Genomic DNA, 21909 nt, shown 5'->3' on the forward strand with positions numbered 1-21909 from the left:
CTTATTCGGGTTTAAAGGGGAATGACGAATGATGCAGGTTAAGTTTTAGCAGGTTATTTTCGGTTTTGAAAAACCCCATTGTGTACTCTACCTTTGTTTCGGCGCCGTTTGCATCAATAAAAAAATAATTTCCCATGGTAATGGCCTGCTTAAAATTGGCAATAAAACCGTGGTTTTCAAAACGCACCTTAACCCAGGGTTGTAGCGCAAAACCCAAATCCTCGGGAAATTTCTCGTTACCCCCAACAAAATAGGAAACAGCTTCTTCTTTATTCGACCTGAACTGCGGGGTTGTTGCCTTAGTAGGTTTAAACAGCACAGTGCCTTCGTCGTAACCGTAAAACGAATCAACCAACTCTTCGGCAGCTTTTACAATATCACCTTTTTCGGTAAATACTTTTCCAAGAGCAATAATGGCATTACCCCAATCGTAATGTCGTTTAAAAATTTCTTCTTTATTGAATTGTTCATTCATCTTTTTGCTGTTTTTTTAACAAGATAACAGGCATAAACAGTGCTTAGTTCAAATCACGTTCAATAATTTTTTGTAGCTGTTCAACTGTCATTTTTTTACCAATAATCTGTTTGTTTTCATCAAGCAAGTATACACCCGGGGTTTTTCGGGCATCGTATTTAATTTTAAATCCTGAACTGTGGTGCTCGTCCCAAACATTTATCCACTCAAACAAGTTGTGCCGGGTTAAAAAGTCGCCCCATTCTTCTTTATCGTCCATCGAGTAAATGGCATACACTTCCAGGCCTTTGGCTTTATTGGGCAGATAAACATCTTTGTACAGTTGCGGAATAAATACTTTGCAATGCGAGCAATTGGGTTCGTAAATTACCACCAATGTGCGTTTGGCAGTAATTTGATGCAGTTTGATAAATTCGCCGTCAAAACTCTCGAGGGTGAGGTCTGCAGCAGTTTGCCCAATCAAGTTATCTTGCAGAAAAAGCACATTCTCTCTTATCTGCTCCATCGATTCGTCTGATGCCCAAAAAGCCTCTCCGCTAAAGTAGTAATCGCGAGCGATATCAATAAATAAGGCATCCATTCCCATTATGTTGCTGTTTATGCTGCTGTTTAAAAAGTAAGCGCATGCAAACTGAAAAATACGTTTGCTGGGTTTTACATCGGCTAAAAAATTGTAGACGTAAGGTTTTACCGAATCGTAAGCAGGGTAGAGCACTTTGGTAAACCAGGTTTCAATTTTCGATTTGTAAAAAGGGGTGTAAAGGTAGCGCTCGTCGGTATAGTCAAAGTAATCCCAAAAATGCTGACGCTGATAATTAAATCGTACCCGCAGCAACAACGAATCGTTTTGGATAATGGAATCAGCCAGAGTAGATTCATCAAGAGCCGGAACATAGTTGGCGGTTATAAATTTGTAAAGAAAAGACTCCGGATGCTTTTCTCGGATCATTTCCCAATATTCCATCATTTCATCATTTAGCTTCCGGCGTTGTTCTGAAAGGTTTATTTTTTCAGCATCGGTGGCTGTTTTATACGCCTGGCTGATAGCGGCACTTTTTTGTTGAAGGTTATTCAGGAAATTCATATAATCCACAAATAAAGCTGATTCGGGAGCGCCGTCAAATTGGGCATTTTTACCATCAAAGGTTGCATTGGTAAGTTTAAACTGCTGGTCAGCTCCAAGTAAAAAATCAAAATGGTGGTCTTTATCAACAAGTATTTTATATAAGCCTTGTGGCAACAATGAATCGCCTGAAAAGGTTCCATAACCATCAGCATTGAGTTTTATCGTATCGGCTGCATAAATTTTACCGAGGTAATGATAAGTGAGTTGTACACTTTTATCTGGTGCCTGCGCGAGCTGAATTTCGATAGTATAATTCTGAGCACTTAGCTGAAAGCTTAGCAGTGTAAAAATGAAAATAGTAAATCGTATCATCTAATATGGTTAATCTTTGGCTAAAAATATAAAAATCAAACAAACCATTAAACACAGAATAATTCGTTAAGATATACAATGTTGGTATATGTTTGTTAAATTCAGGCCCTGTTAAAATAAAATTATGCTTTCGGTAAATATTCCGGTTTATAATGTTGAAATTGTTGAGTTGGTAAATCAGTTACACCAGCAAGCTATTCGTTTGGATTTGTCAGTTGAAATAAGGGTTTACGACGACGGGTCAGACGAGATTTTTAAGTCGATAAACCGCACCGTAAAAGATATTTCAAATGTAATTTATAAAGAGCTGGATAAGAATGTAGGCAGGGCCGCTATTCGTAACAAGATGGGCCAAGATGCCGGGGGTGAGTGGTTATTATTTATGGATGCCGATTCGAAATTGATAAGCGGAAATTATTTGAAAAATTACTTTGATAAGCTTTCCGGCAATCGGGTATTGTGTGGTGGTACGGCTTATGCTTCATCAGAACCTGCTGATCCGGAAAAATTGCTGCGTTGGACCTATGGAAGTAGGCGCGAAGCCATATCGGCAGCAAGGCGCAACCAGAGCAAGGGATTTATTATCACATCAAATAATTTTCTTATTTCGCGGAATTTATTTCAGCAGATACCTTTTAGAGAAGAGCTGCGCGAATATGGCCATGAAGATACCTTGTTGGGTTACGATCTTTTTTGTCAGGGTATCGAAATTTATCATATTGATAACCCACTTGAACATACAGGGCTAGAGAGCGCCCAGGTATTTCTGAAGAAAACATGCATGGCTTTGGCGAACTTAAAGAAAATTGCTGAAGAGCTGCTGGAAGGGGAGCATAAATTCTATCGTCAGGTGAACTTTTTACGAAAAAACCGACTGTTAACTTTTTTTATTCCCGGTAGGTTTTTAGCTCTGCTTTTTAATCGTTACCGTTTAAAACTGGAAACAAACCTGAAAAGCAGACGGCCGTCGTTATTTTTGTTTGATTTGTATAAACTTGGTTACTATGCAAGCATAAAAAACCGCTGGCATTAAATTGCCAACGGTTTATAGAATTGTCTAAGTGTTTTTTTAATCGTCAAGTTTTATATCGCCGTAACGGCTTTTAACGGTTACTTTTCCACCCATCCCCGAACCAACTGTTCCAACTATAGTGCTTGTATGGTTTTCTTTAATCCGATTTCCTGTAAATTCATCAGACGGATATGAAATACCGCAATAATCGCAGCTGGCATCAAGCGAATAGTCTGAGTCATCCAGTCCAAGCTGAATCTGTCCGTAACTGTTTGTAATGTCAATAAATTCAAAACCCGGGTCAACTTCGTCTACTTTAATGCTTCCATAGCCCGATTCAATTTTTAAACTTTTTGCTAATTCTTCAATTTTAATATTGGTGTATTTTGTGCGTGCTGTAAGCGATTGTAATTCTTCAAATTTAAATTTGTCGTATTTCGATTCAATTTTAACAGCATTACATTCTTCCACATTTATTGAAGAATATTTCGATTCAATTTTCAACTTGTTGGCTTCTTCAATGTCAATTGGAGAATAGCTAACATCAAGGTTCATAAACGAAGCAGCTCCAATATTGGCATTGCCGTAGGCCAGCACCAGGTTTAACGACCCCGTTTCTGGTGTACTTAATTCATAAGCCGTGAAATTTCCGTATTTACATATAAATTCGCCATTTCCGGTAAGTTTTCCAACAACAGTATTGCCATACTTATTACTTATTTTCAGGTTCTTGTCAGAAGGTATATTTACTTTATAATCAATACTAAAGCGTTTCTGGCTTTTAAAATTGTTTTCAATTTCGGTAACAGCTTTTACTGTACCCCCCGATTTACTAAAATTAACCTCAATTAAATCCAGCAGGTCATCGGCTTTATTTTCGTTGGGCGCTTCAACGGTAATAATAACATCAATGGTAACTTCATCGCCGCCCTGGTTGTTTATTTTAACTTCTCCAAAACGGTTGTCAATTTCCAGCGAAGTAACTGCATCAACCGGCCATGCTTCGTTGTATTCTTTTGTTTTTTCTTCAGCAACTACTGTTGTTCCGGCAGCTATTAGCCCGATTACAAACAGTAACATCATACTTTTAATTGTTTTCATTTTATTCTGGTTTTAATTTTTACAAATACTTTTATTTCTAATTGTTTTGGTTAAATGGCCATAACCTCAGTTGGTGTTTCTTGCGTTTTTTGCTGCACTTCTTCAAGTTTTGTTATAATTATGGTAATTACACTAAGCTTCGCCTGGTAATACTCCAGCATGGCATTGATTACGCGTTCGTCGTTTGGATTGGCGCTTAAATCCTCCTGAAGAGATTGATACAAGGTTTCAAATTCGGCGAGTTCGTCATTCATCATATTTTGTTCATCCTCAGAAACCAGGCCCTCGGCTATCCATTTGTTCCATTGTTCAATTCCGTTGTTAATTGAATTGGTGTAATAGTATTCAACTTCGCCATATTCAGGAGATATAGATGCCAGCGAAACAGCGGAGTTGTTATTTTTTGCATTAAAAATACCCTGGTTGGTGGGAGACAGGTATATAAAAGCCTGGTTTACAATTAAAAATGCAAATACTGCAGCAGCTGCAATTTTCCAAATAAGGCTTAGGTTTAATTTTTTGCTTTGTTTGTTTTGTGCATTAAGTCTGGCTTCAAAACGGGCAAAGTGTCCTTCCATTGGTTCGTTGTCGTTTAACGCATCAATGTTTTCAAAAATTAATTTTTCTATGTTATCCTTTTTTTCCATTTCCTTCAATTGTATGAAAATATTTCTCTTCCTTTTAAAAGCTCTTTCAATTTATTTTTTGCTCGTAACAGCTGGGTTCTCGAAGCCGAATTGCTAATTCCCAAAACCTGGCTGATTTCTTCATGGTCGTAACCTTCAATAAGGTAAAGACTCAGTACAACCCGGTACCCGTCAGATAGCTCCTGAATAGCCTGTTTCAAAACTTTGGCGTCCAATTCGCGGCTCTCCATCTGGTATTCGGCAATTTCTGCGGTTCGTTCGTTTACCTCCTCAAAATGTACCTTACGTTTTTTTAAATAATCCAATGAACGGTTTACTACAATACGCTTTAACCATGCTCCGAAACTGACTTCGCCTTTGTAGGTTTCAATTTTGTTAAATGCACTTAAAAAGGCTTCCTGCATAACGTCTTCAGCTTCCATTTCATCATTTAAAATTCGCAGACTGACACTGTACATTGCTTTGTAGTACAATTTATACAGTTGGAATTGCGCCTTTTGGCTTCCTTCCTTACACTGATCGATTATCTCCTGATGAATATTTTTATAAAGTGTATTCAAACTCTTGTTTTTCTGATTGAATGACGAAGGCAATTTTTTAATGTTGCATACGTTGTGAAATTATTTTTTGTTTTGAAGCAATTTATTACAAAATGAATGCAACAAATGAATATCATTTTCTCCTAAAAAATTTATTCTTTCCAGAAAACGAGGGTAGATATTACTTTCGGGATTGAAACCACTTTCAAGTAGCAGGCGTTTTACTTTATCTTTTAAAGCCATAAAACTTTCCTCGTTTCTGGAGGCCGGCTTTTGTTTGTTGTAACGCAGCTGCGATAGCTCGTAGGCATAAAGCATTACCGCTTGAGCCAGATTTAACGAGGGGTAGGTAGTTTTTAAAGCGACGGTAGTCAGGGTATCACATAATTTCATTTCCTTGTTGGAAAGCCCCGATTCTTCGCGACCAAACACAACAGCCACTTTTTTTATACTGTTGCCTTTTGATGTTAGAATTGTTTTGAGCTCGGGAAGAGTGGGATAATCAGCTTTTACTGATCGTTTTTTTGCGGTAGTTCCAACAATATAATCAAAACCTGCAATGGCCTGCTCTAAGGTACTAAATACTTGAGCCTCTTCAAGTATTTCGTTTGATGCATGGGCCAGCCAACGTGCCGGTTTGCTTAAATGATTGCATGGATTTACCAAATACAGTTGGTTAAATCCCATGGTTTTTAGCGCCCGGGCACTCGCTCCAATATTTTCAGGAACAGCAGGTTCAACTGAAACAAATGTTATTTCCATTGGGCATAAATTATTTGCCAACGAAAATAATGTTTTACAACGAATTATAATATTTTACCAACGCAACCAATGGTGCTTCTTTGTTGGGTTTTACTTTATTCTTTTTTATGTAGGTGGTAATTGCTTCCTGATGCTCAGGAAACAGCTGCGGAAGATCTTTTTTTGTTTCAATTTTAACAGCCGCTTCTTTTCCCACCCGCAGATAATAGACTGATGGGCGTTGAATAAATTGGGCTGGCTCCGGGTCTTTATAGGGCGCTGCCTCTTTCGGTTTTTGATAGTCAACAACCGGTCGTGCATACAAGCTAAGTTCTCCTTCGTGCAGTATGATAAAAAAGCCCCGCTTTATTTTTTTTGACAGCTGATAGGGAATGTACGACAGCTGGTATTTGCCAAAAACAGCTTTTTCTACAATTTCGGGGGTGGCCATGGCCATTACCTGTTCGCCTGAATTCCGAAATTGCAACTCGTCGTTATAAACATTGAAACGTAATGGTATGCCGTTAAATTGTACTTTTTGGTAAGTGTAAATGGTCCCCTCAATAAATTCATCGTTTAAAAACGGCGAACCTTCAATTTCATTTTCTGTCAGAAAGGTTGAATATTCACCTGTTTGCATTTTGTACGATTCAAAAAATTCAACAGCATTGCGGATGTCGTAAACACTTTGTGCAGAGCATACTATCGTAGTGAAAATAAGTAACAGAGAGGTGAGAAATAAGCGCTTCATTTGATTAAGTTTTAAATGCTCGTGTAAATTATAAAACTCCGGCTTAGAATCATAATTCTTTTGAAGTGAAAATTGTATTTGCACAATCGTTAAATAGTATTTGTTGAAAATATGTTCTGTTTATTCCACCGCAAGCACAGATTTGCTTAGGGATAAAAAAGTTTATTGTTTTTAAAAGTGCTGTGATATTGCCGGAGCTTAAAATTTATTATTGCTAATTTTGCCCGAAAATAATTTATGCAAGCACCGGAACTTCTTTTACCCGTTGGAAACCCTGAATCCTTTTATGCTGCACTACGTGGTGGCGCCAATGCAATTTATTTGGGGTTAAAACAGTTTAATGCCCGCGGCAGGGCAAAAAATTTTACCAATGGCCAGCTTGTAACCCTATTAAACGAAGCGAAAAAATACCAGGTTCAGGTTTATATTACCTTAAACACCGTAATAAAAAATGCCGAATTATCGGAGCTGCTCGAGTATCTGAATTTTTTAAATCAGGCCGGAGTAAGCGCCGTAATTATTCAAGACTGGGGCGTTTATTTTATTGCCCGATCTTACTTTCCTAAATTGGTATTGCACGCCAGTACGCAAATGGGAATACATAACTCAACAGGTGCCAACTATGCCCAAAAAAAAGGAATTGAACGGGTGGTACTTGCTCGCGAATTAACTTTGACTGAGCTCTCAAAAATTTGTAAAAAGAGCAATGCCGAAACCGAAGTTTTTATTCATGGTGCTTTGTGCTATTCGTTCTCAGGTATGTGCCTGTACAGCAGTTATGCCGGCGGTAGGGGAGCCAATCGTGGTTTGTGTACACAGCCTTGTCGACGAAATTACAGTGCCGCCAAAAGCACTGATTACCTGTTTAATTTAAAAGATAACCAGTTAATCGACCTGGTGCCTCGATTTGGCAAAATGGGAGTAAGCAGTCTGAAAATCGAGGGAAGAATGAAATCGGGTGAATACAGCTACCGGGTTGCAAAAGCGTATCGTCTGGCTCTTGATAGTCAGCAAAACATAAATGAAGCGAAGAAACTCCTTGCCCTTGATTTTGGACGCGAAAAAACGGCTTACTTTATGGGAAAGGATGTAAAATTATCTATCTCTGACCGAACTGTTGCAGGCGTTTACCTGGGGCAGGTAAAGCGTACCAGGGGCCAGTTGTTATGGATAAGCTCGGAAATGGCAATTGAAACTGGGTTTCGTTTGCGCTTTCACGTTGCCAATACCGAAAAACAACAAACCATTAAGGTTAAAGAGGTAATAGAAGAAGATGGTCTTTTCAGGATAAATACCGATGGAAAACAAATAAAAAACAACAGCGAGGTATACTTATCGGGCATTAACGATGTAAAATTTCCTTCAAAGCTCGACGAGTCAAAAGATAACTTTAGGCAACTGAAATTTGGACATAAACAAAAGATATTGAATGCTTTAAAAGCTAAGAACACCTTTGGGAAGGACGAGTTTTTCTTTCGTATAAACTCGATGGAGTGGCTTAAAAAGATGAACCTCAATGAAATGGATGGTTTATTTTTATCATTCTCGAAAATTACATGGAGTAGGTTTGATCCGGAATTGCCATTTATTCAAAAGTTTAGGGATAAGATTTACGTGGAACTTCCTAAATTTATTCAACAGGATGCTATACAGTTTTATCGCGAACTGATTGCACGCATGGTCAAAAGCGGGATTCGTAGTTTTGTTATCAGTCATTTGTCGCAAAAAGAGTTAATACCTCCAAAATGTAAAATAGTTTGCAACGAGAATGTGTATGTTTTTAACGATGCAGCAGCCACTTTTTTGAAAAATGAAGGCGTAGCATTGTTTTCTTACCCGCAAGAAATTGATTTTGAAACCATGTTTTCACTAACGCATAAAGATGGAATTGTACCGGTTTATTTCTATCCCGAACTTTTTTATTCGAGAATGCCTGTGCAAATTGATGGAACTGAAGAGGAATTGGTTGATGATATGAAAATTAAGCTGAAACGATTCAGACGAAATGGCATTACATCAATAGTGCCACGTATTCCGGTATCTATTTCGCAATCGAAAAATAAATTAACAAAAAATGGATTTTACCGATACCTGATAGACTTGAGCTATGAACCAGTCTCAAAACACCGCGCAAAAACCATAAAAAGCCGGGTGCTTCGTTCGGAGCAAATTCAACCTTCAAATACCTTTAATTTTAACAAGGGACTGAAGTAGTTTATTGCATTCCTTTGTTTTATAAAAAAGCTGAAAGTATATACGCAGAAAAAAAGCAGGTTCGATAAGGAACCTGCTTTATTATATAATTGTTGTTAATTATTAACCATCGTTCATCGATGTGAGGAATTCTTCGATCCCCGAAGTACGCATCAGTCTTGTTTTCATGAATTCCATTGCTTCCAACGAATTCATATCCCCCAGGTAATTACGCAATATCCACAGTTTGTCGAGAATATCTTTTGAGAACAGCAAGTCTTCGCGTCGAGTACTTGATGTAGGAATATCCACAGATGGGAAAATACGTTTGTTCGACAGTTTACGGTCGAGTTGTAATTCCATGTTACCGGTACCCTTAAATTCTTCAAAAATCACTTCATCCATTTTTGAACCGGTCTCAGTAAGTGCCGTTGCCAGAATAGTTAAAGATCCACCTTCTTCAATGTTACGGGCCGCACCAAAGAAACGTTTTGGTTTGTGCAGAGCATTGGCATCAACACCACCCGAAAGCACCTTGCCCGATGCCGGCTGCACTGTATTGTATGCACGTGCCAGACGAGTAATTGAATCCAGCAGGATTACCACATCGTGTCCACATTCGGTTAAACGTTTAGCTTTTTCAAGTACAATGTTGGCCACTTTTACGTGTTTATCGGCGGGTTCGTCAAACGTTGACGAAATTACTTCGGCATGTACACTTCTTGCCATATCCGTAACCTCTTCAGGGCGTTCATCAATAAGTAGCACAATCATGTATACTTCCGGATGATTGGCAGCTATGGCGTTAGCTATTTCTTTAAGTAATACCGTTTTACCGGTTTTAGGTTGGGCAACAATTAAACCACGTTGCCCTTTACCAATTGGCGCAAACATATCAACAATCCGCGTTGAAATATTGTCGTGGCCATTTCCCGTTAGGTTGAATTTCTCGTCAGGGAACAATGGTGTTAAATGATCAAATGGTACGCGATCACGGATGTACTCCGGGCTGCGGCCATTAATTTCAAGTACTTTAATTAAGGGGAAATATTTTTCACCTTCTTTGGGCGGACGAACAGTTCCTTTAACGGTGTCGCCGGTTTTTAACCCAAAAAGCTTTATTTGCGATTGCGAAACATAAATATCATCTGGCGAATTCAGGTAGTTGTAATCTGAAGAGCGAAGAAATCCGTAACCATCTTGTAAAATTTCCAGCACACCGGTGTTGTTTATAATTCCCTCAAACTCAAATTGGCGGTTTTTCTGGCGATTACCTTGCTGCTGGTTTTGCTGATTTTGTTGTTGGTTTTGATTCCTGCTTTGCTGACGTGGCCTGTCATCTTTATGCCCGCCGTGTTGTCTTTGCTGGCTCTTTTGCTGTACAGGTCGTTGTTGTTGTGGTTGCTGTTGCTGTTGTTCTTTTTCTTTGGGTTGATTTGTGGCTGGTGCAACTTTTTGCTCACGGTTTGGTTTTTCGGCTTCCTGGTTCTGAACAGCTTTCTTTTCTTCAGCTTGAGGAGCCGGCTGAGGGGCTGCCTGTTGCTGTTTGTCATCTGTTTTTTCGCGGTTAAAACCTTTAATTATAGCTTTAATCTGCTCCTGACGCGACTGAACATTATCTTCTTTTTTATCTGCTTGTTTCTTTTTCGGACCCGAGCCAACTTTTTCGCGTTTTACCGTTTCAACCCGTTGACGAGGCCTTTTCGAACGTCGAGGCTCATCGTTGCCTTGATCGCTTTGTTCAGCTTGTTTTTTTCGAATACCTAAAACACCTTTTTCTTCTTTTTTGGGAGTATTCTTTTGCCCTTTTTTCTCTGCCTCTAAAACGGCCTGAGTATCCAGTATTTTATATATAAGATCCTGTTTCTTGTAGGATTCTACACGTTTAATTTTGAGCTCTTTAGCGATCTCTTTTAATTCAGGAACAAGTTTCTTGTTCAATTCTAAAATATCGTACATATATTAATGTTATAACTTTTTCTCGATTAATAATTGTTGAAAAATTCTTGGAACAATTGCCGAGGAGAGTGATTTCTGATGAAATCGAGTGCAAGTATATATAATTACCTGCTTGTAAACAAAAAATTGATTCTATTTTTTCTCCCTATCTGTTATTTTTAAGTAAAATTAAATGTTTTGAAATTTCTTTCAAAAATATTGTGCTAAAACATTAGCATTAAACTGAGCTGAAATTGTTGATTGTAAATACTATACGTTTAATACCCTTAAATTGTTTAGGTTTTTCTGAAAAGACTTTATTTAAACATCAGATTAGTAAATGTAAGCAAGTATTTATTTAATTCCAACAAGGCGGATTACAGATGAAATGCCTTGATGAAAGACACCTTCGTTGAGTTGGGTTTCGGTTTCAGTAATCGACAAAGATGAAAAATTCGCAAAATCACTTTTTAACTCCTTTTTGCTGAATAGAAAGTCTATATCTCTTGGGCCACCGGTGTTTTTACTAATTTGTTCTTTAGAGAATGCTTCTAATATAATTGTTCCGCCTGGTTTCAGAAAAGAGGCCAATTTCCGGTGCACATTTTCTCTCATCTTTCCTGGCATGTGTGCAAATGTCAAACACATAAAATCGAAATAATCCTTTTCAAACGAAACATTTTGATAGTCGCTGATAATATAGTTGATTGAAACATTATGTTCACTTGCAAGTCGGTTTGCTTTCTTATTTCCTTTTATACTCGGATCAAAAGCGGTTACATCCCAACCCAGTTTAGCAGCAAAAACAGCATTTCGGCCTTCTCCTTCAGCAGGAAACAGCGCCTTTCCGGGGGGTAATTCTAGTATATTTTGTTTGTAATATTCGTTAGGCTCTATTCCATAGGCATACTCCGTACTGCTATAACGTTCATCCCAAAAGTTATTCATAAAAATGTTTTTTCAGAAAGAACACTTTTATTTGGGAATGGTTGACTTTTTTACTGCCAATTTTTATTAGTGGAGCAAAACTGAACCTTTAGTTCAATTAAATAATAGGGGTAATTGTTATCAATACTAATAAAGTACGGTGGTTCTTGTGGCTGAAATTGTGGAGCACCAGAATAAATGAGCGTGCCGGATTCGGTAGAGGTGTTAAGACCAAAGGCATGTACTTCAGGTGTTTCGCCGGAGAACATCCAGTCTGGTTTAAAATCAAAGTAAATATTTCCGGACCTTATAATTACATTGCCAATGTTTTCTCCATTATCAGCATAAATAGCCTGAGCTGTTAACAGAGATCTTTGTACAAGGTTTTTCTCATTAATTGGAGCACCACAGTATGCCCTATGTGCAAAGCAACCTCCACTGGCAAATGGGTGACAGCATACAAATATGGAATACGTACCCCATCTGTTTTCATTAAAAGATATTCCAGCACTCCAAACTGAAATTGATTCGTTGGTTTCATTATCGTTAAAAATGGCATGGGCAAACAGGTAAATAGCTTTGCCTTCAAGTAACATTTCAGGTATATGGTAAATATCGGCAAGCTTAATGTTAAAAATATCAATGTTTTTTCCCTCAGCTTTATAAGTAAATTTACCCGGAACCGGTATCTTTTGTTTGTTTTGTGGAACTTGTTCCGGATCGGTTCCTGCCCACAGATGAACTTCGGAGATGCTATATTTATTTAATGCTGAAAATTGGATGTTAACTGAGGTACTATTGTTCGAAACCAACAGAAAACCAACGTCCTTATTTATTGCAGAACGTAAGGGAATTGCTACCGGATCACAAATTGATTGAAAGTTGTTTGGAGAACTTTTCAAAAGCACTCTATCGGGTGCTGTGGGAAATATCTCCTCATAGTGACACCCTCCAACTAGTGTGATAAGTACTAGAGCTAATAAAATAATTTCTTTCCCTTTTTTCATGATGCTGTGTTTTTTTGTATAAATCACTTTTTTTCAACAGGGTACATCCCTGATTTGTAATACTATTGGGGTTTAATAAGCTCATGGAAATAACCAGGACTATTTTTGTTGAACCAACAAAAAATTGTCTTTTTTAAGCGTCCCGGAAAAAAGACATTTATTTCATCAATGCTGCAATTTCCTAATTTGACCAATAAACTGATAAAAAAGATAGGGTATAAAACTATGGTTCTTTGAGTGTTGATTGTTAAGTTGTTAACAATGGTGTTTGATAACTCGGGAATAGCAGATGAAAGCCAGAATTAGCAGACCGTTTAGAGATATGGAGAATACTAACTATTTATAGAATTGTTGAAATATATTGTTAAAATCAATGTTGTAGCTTAACTAAAATAAGAGTATGTTGACAAAATAAGTAGTTCTATCTACAATTGTTTAAGTGCTCCATACAGCACCTCAACCGGGTGTAGGGCTGTTCTTCCTGTACCATCTTTTATATGATGACGGCACGAAGTTCCGGGAGCTGAAATGATATAATCGTTTTTTGCTTCGCGAACTGCAGGAAAAAGAACCAGTTCGCCAATTTGCATGGAAAGTTCGTAATGCTCTTTTTCGTAACCAAACGAGCCGGCCATCCCACAACAACCCGAAGGAATCTCGCGCACAAAATAGTTTTTTGGTAACGACAACATTTTTTTCGACGGTTCGGTTGATGCCACTGCTTTTTGCTGGCAATGACCGTGCAATAAAATGTGTTGTTCTTCGGTAGTAAAAGTCTCTTCCTTTATGTTTCCTTTTTCTATTTCAGCGCTTATAAATTCCTCAAAAAGAAGAGCATTCTTTGCCAATATTTTTGCTGCAGGCTGCAGTTCTTTGTCAACCAATTCCGGGTACTCATCGCGGAAAGCCAGAATAGCCGAAGGTTCAATTCCAACCAGCGGTTTTTCGTCTGTGATAACATCTTTCAAAATATTTATATTTTCAGTAGCCACTTTTTTCGAAGTGCGCACCAGGCCTTTTGAAAGAAAGGTGCGCCCGCTTTCTTTGGTTATTGGAATTTTAACCTCGTAGCCCAGTTTTGTTAACAATAAAATAGCTTTAATGCCAATGTCGCTTTCGTTGTAGTTGGTAAATTCGTCGTTAAATAAATATATGGTTCCAATTTTCGGCTTGTCGGGCTTGGGTATACCTTTTCCAATCCATTTGTTTAGCGTTAATTTTGAAAGTGACGGAACGTTACGTTTAGTGGAAAAACCAATGCTACTTTTAAGTAATGATGTATTCATTATAAAATTTGAAACCGGACGAAATGCCATTGCCAGTTTGTTGAGGCGTGGCAGGTAGGCAATTAGTTTTGAGCGCAATGGAATGCCGTGTATGTCGTAATAATTCTGCAGGAATTCGGCTTTAAGTTTAGCCATATCAACGTTGCTTGGGCATTCGCTTTTACATGCTTTGCATGATATGCACAGGCTCAGAATATCATAGATTTCGTTCTGATCGAAAAGCTTTTCTTTTTCGTTGTTATACAGGAATTCGCGTAAAATATTGGCGCGTCCCCGCGTACTTTTGTCTTCATCGCGGGTAGCCATAAAAGTAGGGCAGAGAGTACCCCCTACGAGTTCACTTTTCCGGCAGTCGCCCGATCCGTTACATTTTTCTATGCTTCGGAAATAGCCTTTGTTATTCGAAAAATCGAAAACTGTTTCGGGCTCGGGAATTGGTTTGCCGGGTATTACCCGCAGGTTTTCGGTTATTGGTGGCGTATCAACAATTTTTCCGGGATTAAATATATTTTCCGGGTCCCAGCTTCTTTTTACTGATTTTACAAGTTCGTAGCATTGTTCTCCCAACATAAACGGGATAAACTTTCCTCTAACGCGGCCATCGCCGTGTTCTCCACTCATCGATCCCTTGTATTTTTTTACCAATTTGGCAGTTTCGTTCATCAAGGTATCAAAAATCTCAACATCCTTCGGATCTTTAAAATTAATTAGCGGGCGGAAATGAATTTCGCCGGTAGCAATGTGCGCATAAAATACGCTGTCTAAACCTAGTTTTTTCAGAACAACTTTTATGTCGCCAACATAATCGGGCAGGTATTCAGGGTGTACGGCAGTGTCTTCAATTCCGGGGACACCTTTTCTATCACCAGGTATATTCGATAATAATCCTAAGCCGGCTGTACGCAAGGCCCACACCCGTTTTATTTTATCCGCACCGGTTACCAGCGGGTAATGATAGCCTAATCCTGTAGCTTTTAGTTCATTTTCAAGGGCTTCGGCGGTTTCCTTTAATTCTGTTTCAGTTTCAAAAGAAAACTCAATCATCAGCATTGCTCCGGGATCTCCTTCTACGAAAAAGCGGTTTTTGGTTTGTTCTATATTTTGTTTAGCCGCTTGCATTACCGGATCGTCCATTAACTCAATGGCTGTAGGGTTGTATTTTAGGGCAATCAGGTTCGCCTGCAACGATTCTTCCAGCGTTTCGAAATGCGCACATACCAAGCCTTTAAATTTTGGTGGAAGAGGAATTACATTGAGTTTTATTTTAGTGGAAAAAGCCAGGGTACCTTCAGAGCCGGCCAACAGTTTACAAAAATTGAATTTTTTGCCGTTTTGGGTAAACGGATCAGTATGAACCAATTCATCAATGGCATAGCCCATGTTGCGCCGGGTTAGTTTAGGGTCGGGAAAATTGTTTCGTATTTCTTCCTGATTAGCAGTGTTGGAAAGCAGCTCATTAATTTTGGAGTAAATGGCCGTTTCCATTGGGTTGGAATTATCGCTTATTTTTTGCTGAAACTCCTCTGTGGTGAGCGCTTTAAAAGTGGTTTCCGAGCCATCAGAAAGTATAGCATCAACCTCCAAAACGTGTTCACGAACACTTCCGTAGGCTAAGGAGTGCAATCCGCATGAATTGTTTCCTAACATTCCGCCAAGCACACAACGGTTGGCAGTGGAGGTTTCAGGGCCAAATTGTAAACCGTGTCTGGCCAAAAACAAGTTGAGTTCGGCCAGCACCACACCCGGTTCTACAATAACGTATTGTTCTTGCCTGTTGAATTCCAGAATTCTATTCATGTATTTCGAAACGTCTACCACAATTCCATTTCCAACCACTTGCCCGGCCAGGGAGGTGCCGGCACCACGAGGAATGATGTTGGTTTTATTTTCTTTTGCAAAGGCGATGATCTTCTTGACATCATCTGCATTTTTGGGTTTGGTAACAGCCAATGGCAGCTCCTTGTATTGCGATGCATCAGTTGAATAGAGTACGCGTTGTACCTTGTCGATAAAAAGGTCGCCGCAAAGTTGGGCTTTAAGTTGGTTGAATTTGTCAATAGGTATCATATCGGTTGCAAAAAACAAATTTAGCAATACTTTATAATTTGTAATACAAATTAGTTAAGGAGGTATTTTTTTAGTTTGGTGCTTTATTCAGCTTATGCCGATTTGAAATCCAAGAGGATTTTTATATTTTTTTCCGGATCTTTTGCTAAAACTTCAAAGCCATTTTGTGTTTCAGAGCCATGTAATATTTTTGAGATTAAGGCCTCAGGTTTTAACCTGTTATTTGTTAAATGCTCAATGGCTTCCGCAAATTCTCCATGGCTTACCCGCGATGTCAGAATTGTTCCTTCTTTCCAAATCAATTCTTTAAAAACCACCGCTGCCGGTTCGGCACCCAGGCCCAAAACACAAACTTTTCCACCGCCAACAATTGAGCGAATGCAACCAACTACCGGATTTACAGTGTTCTCAGCTTCTTCAGGATGACCGACAGCTTCAAAAGCAATATCAACTCCCTTTCCATCGGTTTCTTTTTTTATACGTTCTACCGGGTTTTCTTTTGAAGCATTAATGGCAATAACATTGCTGTAGTATTTTGGGCCAATGGCTAATCGTTCTTCCAGTATGTCAACCATAAATACAGTATTGTTGGTAACTGTTCTAACAGCTTGCAGTATGCATAAACCTACTTTCCCCGAGCCCCAAATTACAATACTGTCGTTTTCCTGCACATTGGCGCGGTTTTTAGCGTGGCAGCCAATACTTAAAACTTCAATAAGCGCTACGTGTTCATCGGGAATAGACGCTGGTACTTTGTATAACATGCTGGGAGGTAGAGAAATGTATTCGCAGAATCCACCGTCCATATCAATGCCAATTAGTTTTAAGCTGGTGCATGCCGGATAATGTCCTTTTAAACAGGCAGGGCATTTTCCGCACCAGATGATTGGGTCGGGTGCAACTTTGTCGCCAACTTCCCAGCCATTCACATCTTTTCCCACTTCCACCACAACACCGCCAAACTCATGTCCCATAATTAAGGGAAGCTTTGTACGCGGGTGAAACTCACCAGTGTGAATGTGTTGATCGCTGCCACATATGCAGCCATATGTTACTTTAATTAACACTTCGCCTGATTTGGAGCTCGGTTTATTAACTTCTTTCCATTCTACCCGGTTGTATTTGGTAAGTACAGCAGCTTTCATAAGTATAGGTTTAAATTTTGATTTTAAAGATAATGGAAAAGCTTTATTTCTGAGGGATTTAATGCAATATCTTAGAATTTGAGAAATGACCGGCTTGTTCTATTTATTCTTTTATCCAAGCATAATACTTTGTAAATTATAAAAAGCGCCAGCTGGAAATGGTACACTCTTTTTATAGAAAGATTATGGAAATAGTATTGTTGGTATTTAACCCTCAGTTGTTGAGGCAGTGGGGGGTTAATTACAAAACTAAACAATTCCAACTTCGGTAAACGGCAATTTGCGCAAACGAACACCGCTGGCGTTGAAAATGGCATTGGCCAGGGCCGGAGCTGTTGGAGGAAATCCCGGTTCTCCGATTCCGCCCGGAGCGTGTTCATTAATCATTATCTGTACTTCAATTTCCGGCGTTTCATTAATTCGCAGTAGTTCGTATTTATCAAAATTATTGTTTTGCACTTTTCCTCCGTTAATGGTTATTCCTCCTTTATAAGCAGCGGTTAATCCCATTATAATGCTGCCTTCAATTTGAGCTTCAATGGTATCGGGGTTTATGGTTTGTCCACAATCAATGGCGGCATCAACTTTCACAATTTTCACCCCTGCCCCCGATTTTTTTACCGTTACCACTTGCGCACAGTACGAGGCAAATACATGGGCAAATGCCACTCCTTTATATTCGCCCGGAGCAGGATTGTCCCAATTCGATTGTTTGCGTATGGCCTCCAGCAATGAAACAGCGCGTTCATCATCCATGTATTTTATTCTGAAATTCATAGGGTCTTCGCCTGCGTGAATGGCTACCTCATCAACAAAACTTTCGTTTACAAAGCAGTTGGTTGACGAATAAACGGAGCGCCAATACCAGATGGGTATGGGAAGTTGAACCGAAGTTCCGGCCTGGGTGTAATTGGCAAAATTGTACCCCCAATAGGCGCCCTCGTAGGTGCCTCCACCGATACGGCTTAAATCGGCACCTGGATTTTGGTGACCAATAATCTGGGCAATAATATGGTTTGAAAAAGAAGTTAGTTTTTTTTTATCAAAACCTGCCTTGAAAACATTTAAAGTTGCCGGACGAAATGGACCGGCATTGGTATCATCTTCGCGGCTCCACACCACTTTAACGGGCCGTTTTGTTTCAGCAGATAAAAGGGCTGCTTCAGCTGCAAAATCCTGCAGCGAACGGCGGCCGAATCCTCCCCCTAAAAAAGTAACATTTACAGTTATGTTTTCTTCCGGAATTCCGGTAATTGTTGAAATGTCGGTTCGGGCCCGCTGGCCGTTTTGTGTGGGTAGCCAGGCTTCAACAGTGCCATCAGCTTTAACCCAAACAGTAGCATTCATTGGTTCCATAGGCGAATGGGCTTCGTAAGGGCATTCGTATTCGGCTGTAATAAAGTCAACCGCGCTCGAAAGCAGCTGCTTATCTTCGTTTTTAAGACGTTGGGCTGTAGGCTTTATTGTTTTTTCCTGATGAAAACGTTCGAAAACTTTATCATTGTCAAATGCTTCAGGAATGGCTCTCCAGGTTATTGTCAGTTGTTTCCGGGCTTTAAAAGCCGTAAAGTAATCATCCGACATAATTGCTACTCCTTCGCGTGGTTTTCCAAATAATTCAGTTTTTAAGATTACTGTTGAAGTAACTCCGGGAAGGGCTTCCACCTCGTCCTTGTTATATGACTCAACGGCTCCAAAAAAGTATGGTGTTCTTTCAACTGAAGCGTATAGCATGTTTTCCACTTCAATGTCAAGCCCAAAAACTGCTGCTCCGTTTACTTTCATCGGAATATCCTGGCGCAAAGTGGGTTTGCCAAGAATCTCAAAATCAGCACTTTTTTTAAGCTCAACATTTTCCGGAACTTCTAATTGTGCTGCATCGAGCACCAAATCGCCATAGGCCAGCTGTTCTTTGGAGTTTTTGCGCAAAACAATTCCATTTTCAACCCAACAATCGGCAATTGGACAGCCCCATTTATTGGCAGCAGCCTGCATTAGCATATGTTTGCCGCTGGCACCTATTTTACGTAATTCGGTGTATCCCCGGCGCACACTGGTACTACCACCAATTCCCTGGTTACCGTATTTTTCTTTATCGGCAACCGATTGTACAATTTTTATTTTATTGATGTCTACTTCAAGTTCCTCGGCAATAATCATTGGAATGGCCTGGTATACGCCTTGCCCAAGTTCCGGTTTATGGTTCAGAATTGTAACTATTCCATTAGTATCGATAAAAACAAAGTGGTTGAGTTCAACATCATCAGCACTGGCAGTTGTAACTTTGTTTTCAGAACCGGTACACCCCAACATTAAGCCAAGTCCGGTAGCACCAGTTAGTTGTAAAAATTCTCGTCGCTTCATCTTTTAAATTTTTTTTGTTTTATGGTGCTATGATTTTAATTCTTCTCCTGCATTTTTTATGGCTTTTTTTATACGAGGGTAAGTACCGCAACGGCACAAAACTGCAGTCATTGCCGTGTCAATTTCGGCATCTGATGGCGTAGGGTTTTGATTTAGCAAAGATACAGCTGTTAAAATCTGCCCACTTTGGCAATAGCCACATTGTGGAACCTGAACCTCGGTCCAGGCCTTTTGAACGGTTTTCAGGTGTTTATAATCTTCCGACTCGATAGTGGTAATTTTTACATCGGGCGTAACCGTTGCTACAGCTATGGTACACGATTTTATCGGGAATCCGTTAAAAAGTACAGTGCAAACACCACAATGGGCTGCCCCGCATCCAAATTTTGTTCCTTTTAATCCTACCTTATCGCGAATAACCCAAAGAAGCGGGGTATCGGGTTCGGCCTCTACTGCGTACATTTTGCTGTTAATGTTTAACTTAAATTGTGCCATATGCTTTTAAAAATTATTGAGTAAACAGGTTGAACTGTCGGGATTGTATTCTTCCATTGGAGCCTCACTCACTGCATCGTGAATACGGGTGGTTTTTTGTGAAAGGGGCGTTGCATTTTTACCCGAAAAACAGGCCTGAATTTCGGCGATTATACTTAAGGCAATTTCTGTAGGATTATCACTGCCAATATCAAGCCCAATGGGGTAATGCAATTTTGTTTCATCGTATTGTATGCCTGGTTTTCGTTTGTTGAGTTCCTCTACCATACGCGCACCACGGCGTTTGGGACCCATTATGCCAATATATTTTACCGGGTGATTTATTATTTTTTCGAGTATGAAATAATCTTTATAATAATCGTGACTAACCAGCAGAACAGCGGTGTTTAAATGTAATTGTGTTTTTTCGATAAAATCGTCAAAATTGGTTTGATTAACATTAATTCCGGGAAGTTTTTCACGGATATTTTCCAACCCACAATCATTCGCTACTTCAATTTGCCATCCCAGTTGATGGGCAAAGTTTACCAGTGGAACTACATCGGGGCCCGATCCCCAGATAACAACTTTACGCTGCAGACCAATGAATTCGTTTAAGGTAATTCTAGTGGCTGTTTTTTCAACCTGGCAAAAATTTTCGTTCACAGGGGTCTTCTGAGGAAATTCTTTTGTCTGCTGTTTCTTTAATTTCCTGCTGACAGTAACTTTTTCATTTATCCATTCAACATTGGTGCTTAAAAATGCAGTTTGCTGGTTTTCGAAAATAGCGATTACGGATTTTGAAAAAGTAACGATTGTTTCGTTTACCGGTTCAATAAGTATGTCGATAATTCCATTACAGCCCAGCGCTACCCGTATTTCTTTGTTTTTGCTTTCGCGGGTATCGTAAGTTACCAGAATATTTTCATTGTTTTTTATGCTGTTAATGGCTTTGTTTCTGATATCACCTTCTAAACATCCGCCACTTATATTGCCAAACCAATTTCCATTTTTTTGAATCACCATACGTGTGCCTTCGCGTCTGTATGCCGAACCTTGCACCCGCACTACTGTTGCAAGGGCAAATTGTTTTTGCTTATATTGTTCTACAAACTTTTTTGCCAGATGATAAAACTCGTGATGCATTTTTTTGTTACCTGTTATTAAACAATACCTTAAAATTTTGTCGCAAAATACCAACAAAATAGCAGGACTGATTTTGGCAGCCGGAGCGTCGAAACGTTGCGGGACTCCCAAACAATTACTGCCTTTTAAGGGAACTACCTTATTAAATTACACTAAAAAACAATTAAGTAAGAGTTTGGTTGACAGCACCTTTGTGATACTTGGCGCAAATGCCAGTGAAATTGTTAAAAAGAGTGGATTAAAAGAACCTGAAATTATTGTTTTTAATGAATGGGAACAAGGTATGGGGGCATCGCTGGCCTATGCCTGCCAAACCATTTTAAGCAAAGAAGAGTTTGATGGAATTTTAATTACACTTACCGATTTGCCATTGGTTGGTGCTGAACATTACCAGAAAATGCTGCAAAATTTTACTGAAAAAGAGGATATTGTTGCAACCAAAGCTTCAAGCGTTGTTGGAGTTCCTGCTTTGTTCGGAGCCAGTTACTTTAAATGTTTGAGTCGGTTAAAAGGTAGTGTTGGAGCCAAATCAATTCTTCAAAAAAATACAAAACACCTTAAAACAATTGCCAATAAAAATGCCGGTGTTGATATTGATACCATGGAAGACTACCAAAAACTGCTGTTAACAATGGATCATAAATCTTCTTATTCCTAA

At 39.2% G+C, this 21909-nt stretch carries 18 protein-coding genes; 3 read left to right on the top strand and 15 right to left on the bottom strand.

The window, feature by feature from the left end:
* Position 1 precedes the first annotated feature (1 nt).
* Together QZ574_RS02285 and QZ574_RS02290 are read right to left on the bottom strand one after the other, a co-directional pair.
* On the bottom strand, positions 2-475 hold the full coding sequence (locus tag QZ574_RS02285) for a hypothetical protein (RefSeq protein ID WP_297086352.1): 474 nt from the start codon (positions 473-475) through the stop codon (positions 2-4).
* Positions 476-518: 43 nt separating this feature from the next.
* Positions 519-1913 (bottom strand): redoxin domain-containing protein, encoded by a 1395-nt coding sequence (locus QZ574_RS02290; RefSeq protein WP_297086354.1) that lies wholly within the window; start codon positions 1911-1913, stop codon positions 519-521.
* A 124-nt stretch (positions 1914-2037) separates the two neighbouring features.
* Here QZ574_RS02290 and QZ574_RS02295 point away from each other — a divergent pair, with 124 nt between their 5' ends.
* Complete coding sequence (locus tag QZ574_RS02295) at positions 2038-2946, top strand: glycosyltransferase (RefSeq protein ID WP_297086356.1); 909 nt, start codon at positions 2038-2040, stop codon at positions 2944-2946.
* 36 nt (positions 2947-2982) lie between these two features.
* Here QZ574_RS02295 and QZ574_RS02300 read toward each other — a convergent pair whose 3' ends face one another.
* Genes QZ574_RS02300 through QZ574_RS02320 form a run of 5 tightly spaced genes read right to left on the bottom strand, consistent with a single transcriptional unit; the run spans position 2983 to position 6704 of the window.
* Positions 2983-4026 (bottom strand): hypothetical protein, encoded by a 1044-nt coding sequence (locus tag QZ574_RS02300; RefSeq protein ID WP_297086358.1) that lies wholly within the window; start codon positions 4024-4026, stop codon positions 2983-2985.
* 50 nt (positions 4027-4076) lie between these two features.
* On the bottom strand, positions 4077-4673 hold the full coding sequence (locus tag QZ574_RS02305; RefSeq protein ID WP_297086360.1) for a hypothetical protein: 597 nt from the start codon (positions 4671-4673) through the stop codon (positions 4077-4079).
* 5 nt (positions 4674-4678) lie between these two features.
* Positions 4679-5233, bottom strand: a complete 555-nt coding sequence (locus QZ574_RS02310; RefSeq protein WP_297086363.1) for a sigma-70 family RNA polymerase sigma factor — start codon at positions 5231-5233, stop codon at positions 4679-4681.
* Between the two features lie 60 nt (positions 5234-5293).
* Entirely contained in the window at positions 5294-5974 is a 681-nt protein-coding gene (locus QZ574_RS02315) for a tRNA/rRNA methyltransferase (protein WP_297086365.1), read from the bottom strand.
* A gap of 34 nt (positions 5975-6008) precedes the next feature.
* Positions 6009-6704 carry a hypothetical protein gene (locus QZ574_RS02320; protein ID WP_297086367.1) on the bottom strand — a complete coding sequence of 232 codons (696 nt, stop codon included), beginning with the start codon at positions 6702-6704 and terminating at the stop codon, positions 6009-6011.
* Positions 6705-6941: 237 nt separating this feature from the next.
* On the opposite strand from QZ574_RS02320, the gene QZ574_RS02325 reads away from it, so the two are divergent.
* A complete protein-coding gene (locus QZ574_RS02325; protein WP_297086369.1) occupies positions 6942-8918 on the top strand; it encodes a peptidase U32 family protein in 1977 nt (658 codons plus the stop codon).
* A 102-nt stretch (positions 8919-9020) separates the two neighbouring features.
* Here the strand turns inward: QZ574_RS02325 and rho are convergent, their stop codons facing one another.
* The 8 genes from rho to QZ574_RS02365 form a co-directional block, all read right to left on the bottom strand.
* Positions 9021-10856: a transcription termination factor Rho gene (rho, locus tag QZ574_RS02330; RefSeq protein ID WP_297086371.1), complete on the bottom strand. Its 1836-nt coding sequence runs from the start codon at positions 10854-10856 to the stop codon at positions 9021-9023.
* Between the two features lie 333 nt (positions 10857-11189).
* A complete protein-coding gene (locus QZ574_RS02335; RefSeq protein ID WP_297086373.1) occupies positions 11190-11783 on the bottom strand; it encodes a class I SAM-dependent methyltransferase in 594 nt (197 codons plus the stop codon).
* A gap of 50 nt (positions 11784-11833) precedes the next feature.
* On the bottom strand, positions 11834-12769 hold the full coding sequence (locus QZ574_RS02340; protein WP_297086375.1) for a hypothetical protein: 936 nt from the start codon (positions 12767-12769) through the stop codon (positions 11834-11836).
* Between the two features lie 425 nt (positions 12770-13194).
* On the bottom strand, positions 13195-16122 hold the full coding sequence (locus tag QZ574_RS02345) for an FAD-binding and (Fe-S)-binding domain-containing protein (protein ID WP_297086377.1): 2928 nt from the start codon (positions 16120-16122) through the stop codon (positions 13195-13197).
* 92 nt (positions 16123-16214) lie between these two features.
* A complete protein-coding gene (locus QZ574_RS02350; protein WP_297086378.1) occupies positions 16215-17267 on the bottom strand; it encodes an alcohol dehydrogenase catalytic domain-containing protein in 1053 nt (350 codons plus the stop codon).
* A 249-nt stretch (positions 17268-17516) separates the two neighbouring features.
* Positions 17517-19631: a molybdopterin cofactor-binding domain-containing protein gene (locus QZ574_RS02355; protein WP_297086380.1), complete on the bottom strand. Its 2115-nt coding sequence runs from the start codon at positions 19629-19631 to the stop codon at positions 17517-17519.
* Positions 19632-19658: 27 nt separating this feature from the next.
* Complete coding sequence (locus tag QZ574_RS02360) at positions 19659-20126, bottom strand: (2Fe-2S)-binding protein (RefSeq protein WP_347840634.1); 468 nt, start codon at positions 20124-20126, stop codon at positions 19659-19661.
* 6 nt (positions 20127-20132) lie between these two features.
* Complete coding sequence (locus QZ574_RS02365) at positions 20133-21251, bottom strand: XdhC family protein (RefSeq protein WP_297086385.1); 1119 nt, start codon at positions 21249-21251, stop codon at positions 20133-20135.
* Between the two features lie 37 nt (positions 21252-21288).
* Between QZ574_RS02365 and QZ574_RS02370 the strand changes: the two genes are divergently transcribed.
* Complete coding sequence (locus QZ574_RS02370; protein WP_297086387.1) at positions 21289-21909, top strand: nucleotidyltransferase family protein; 621 nt, start codon at positions 21289-21291, stop codon at positions 21907-21909.

Source organism: uncultured Draconibacterium sp., from assembly GCF_913063105.1.
Taxonomy (GTDB): domain Bacteria; phylum Bacteroidota; class Bacteroidia; order Bacteroidales; family Prolixibacteraceae; genus Draconibacterium.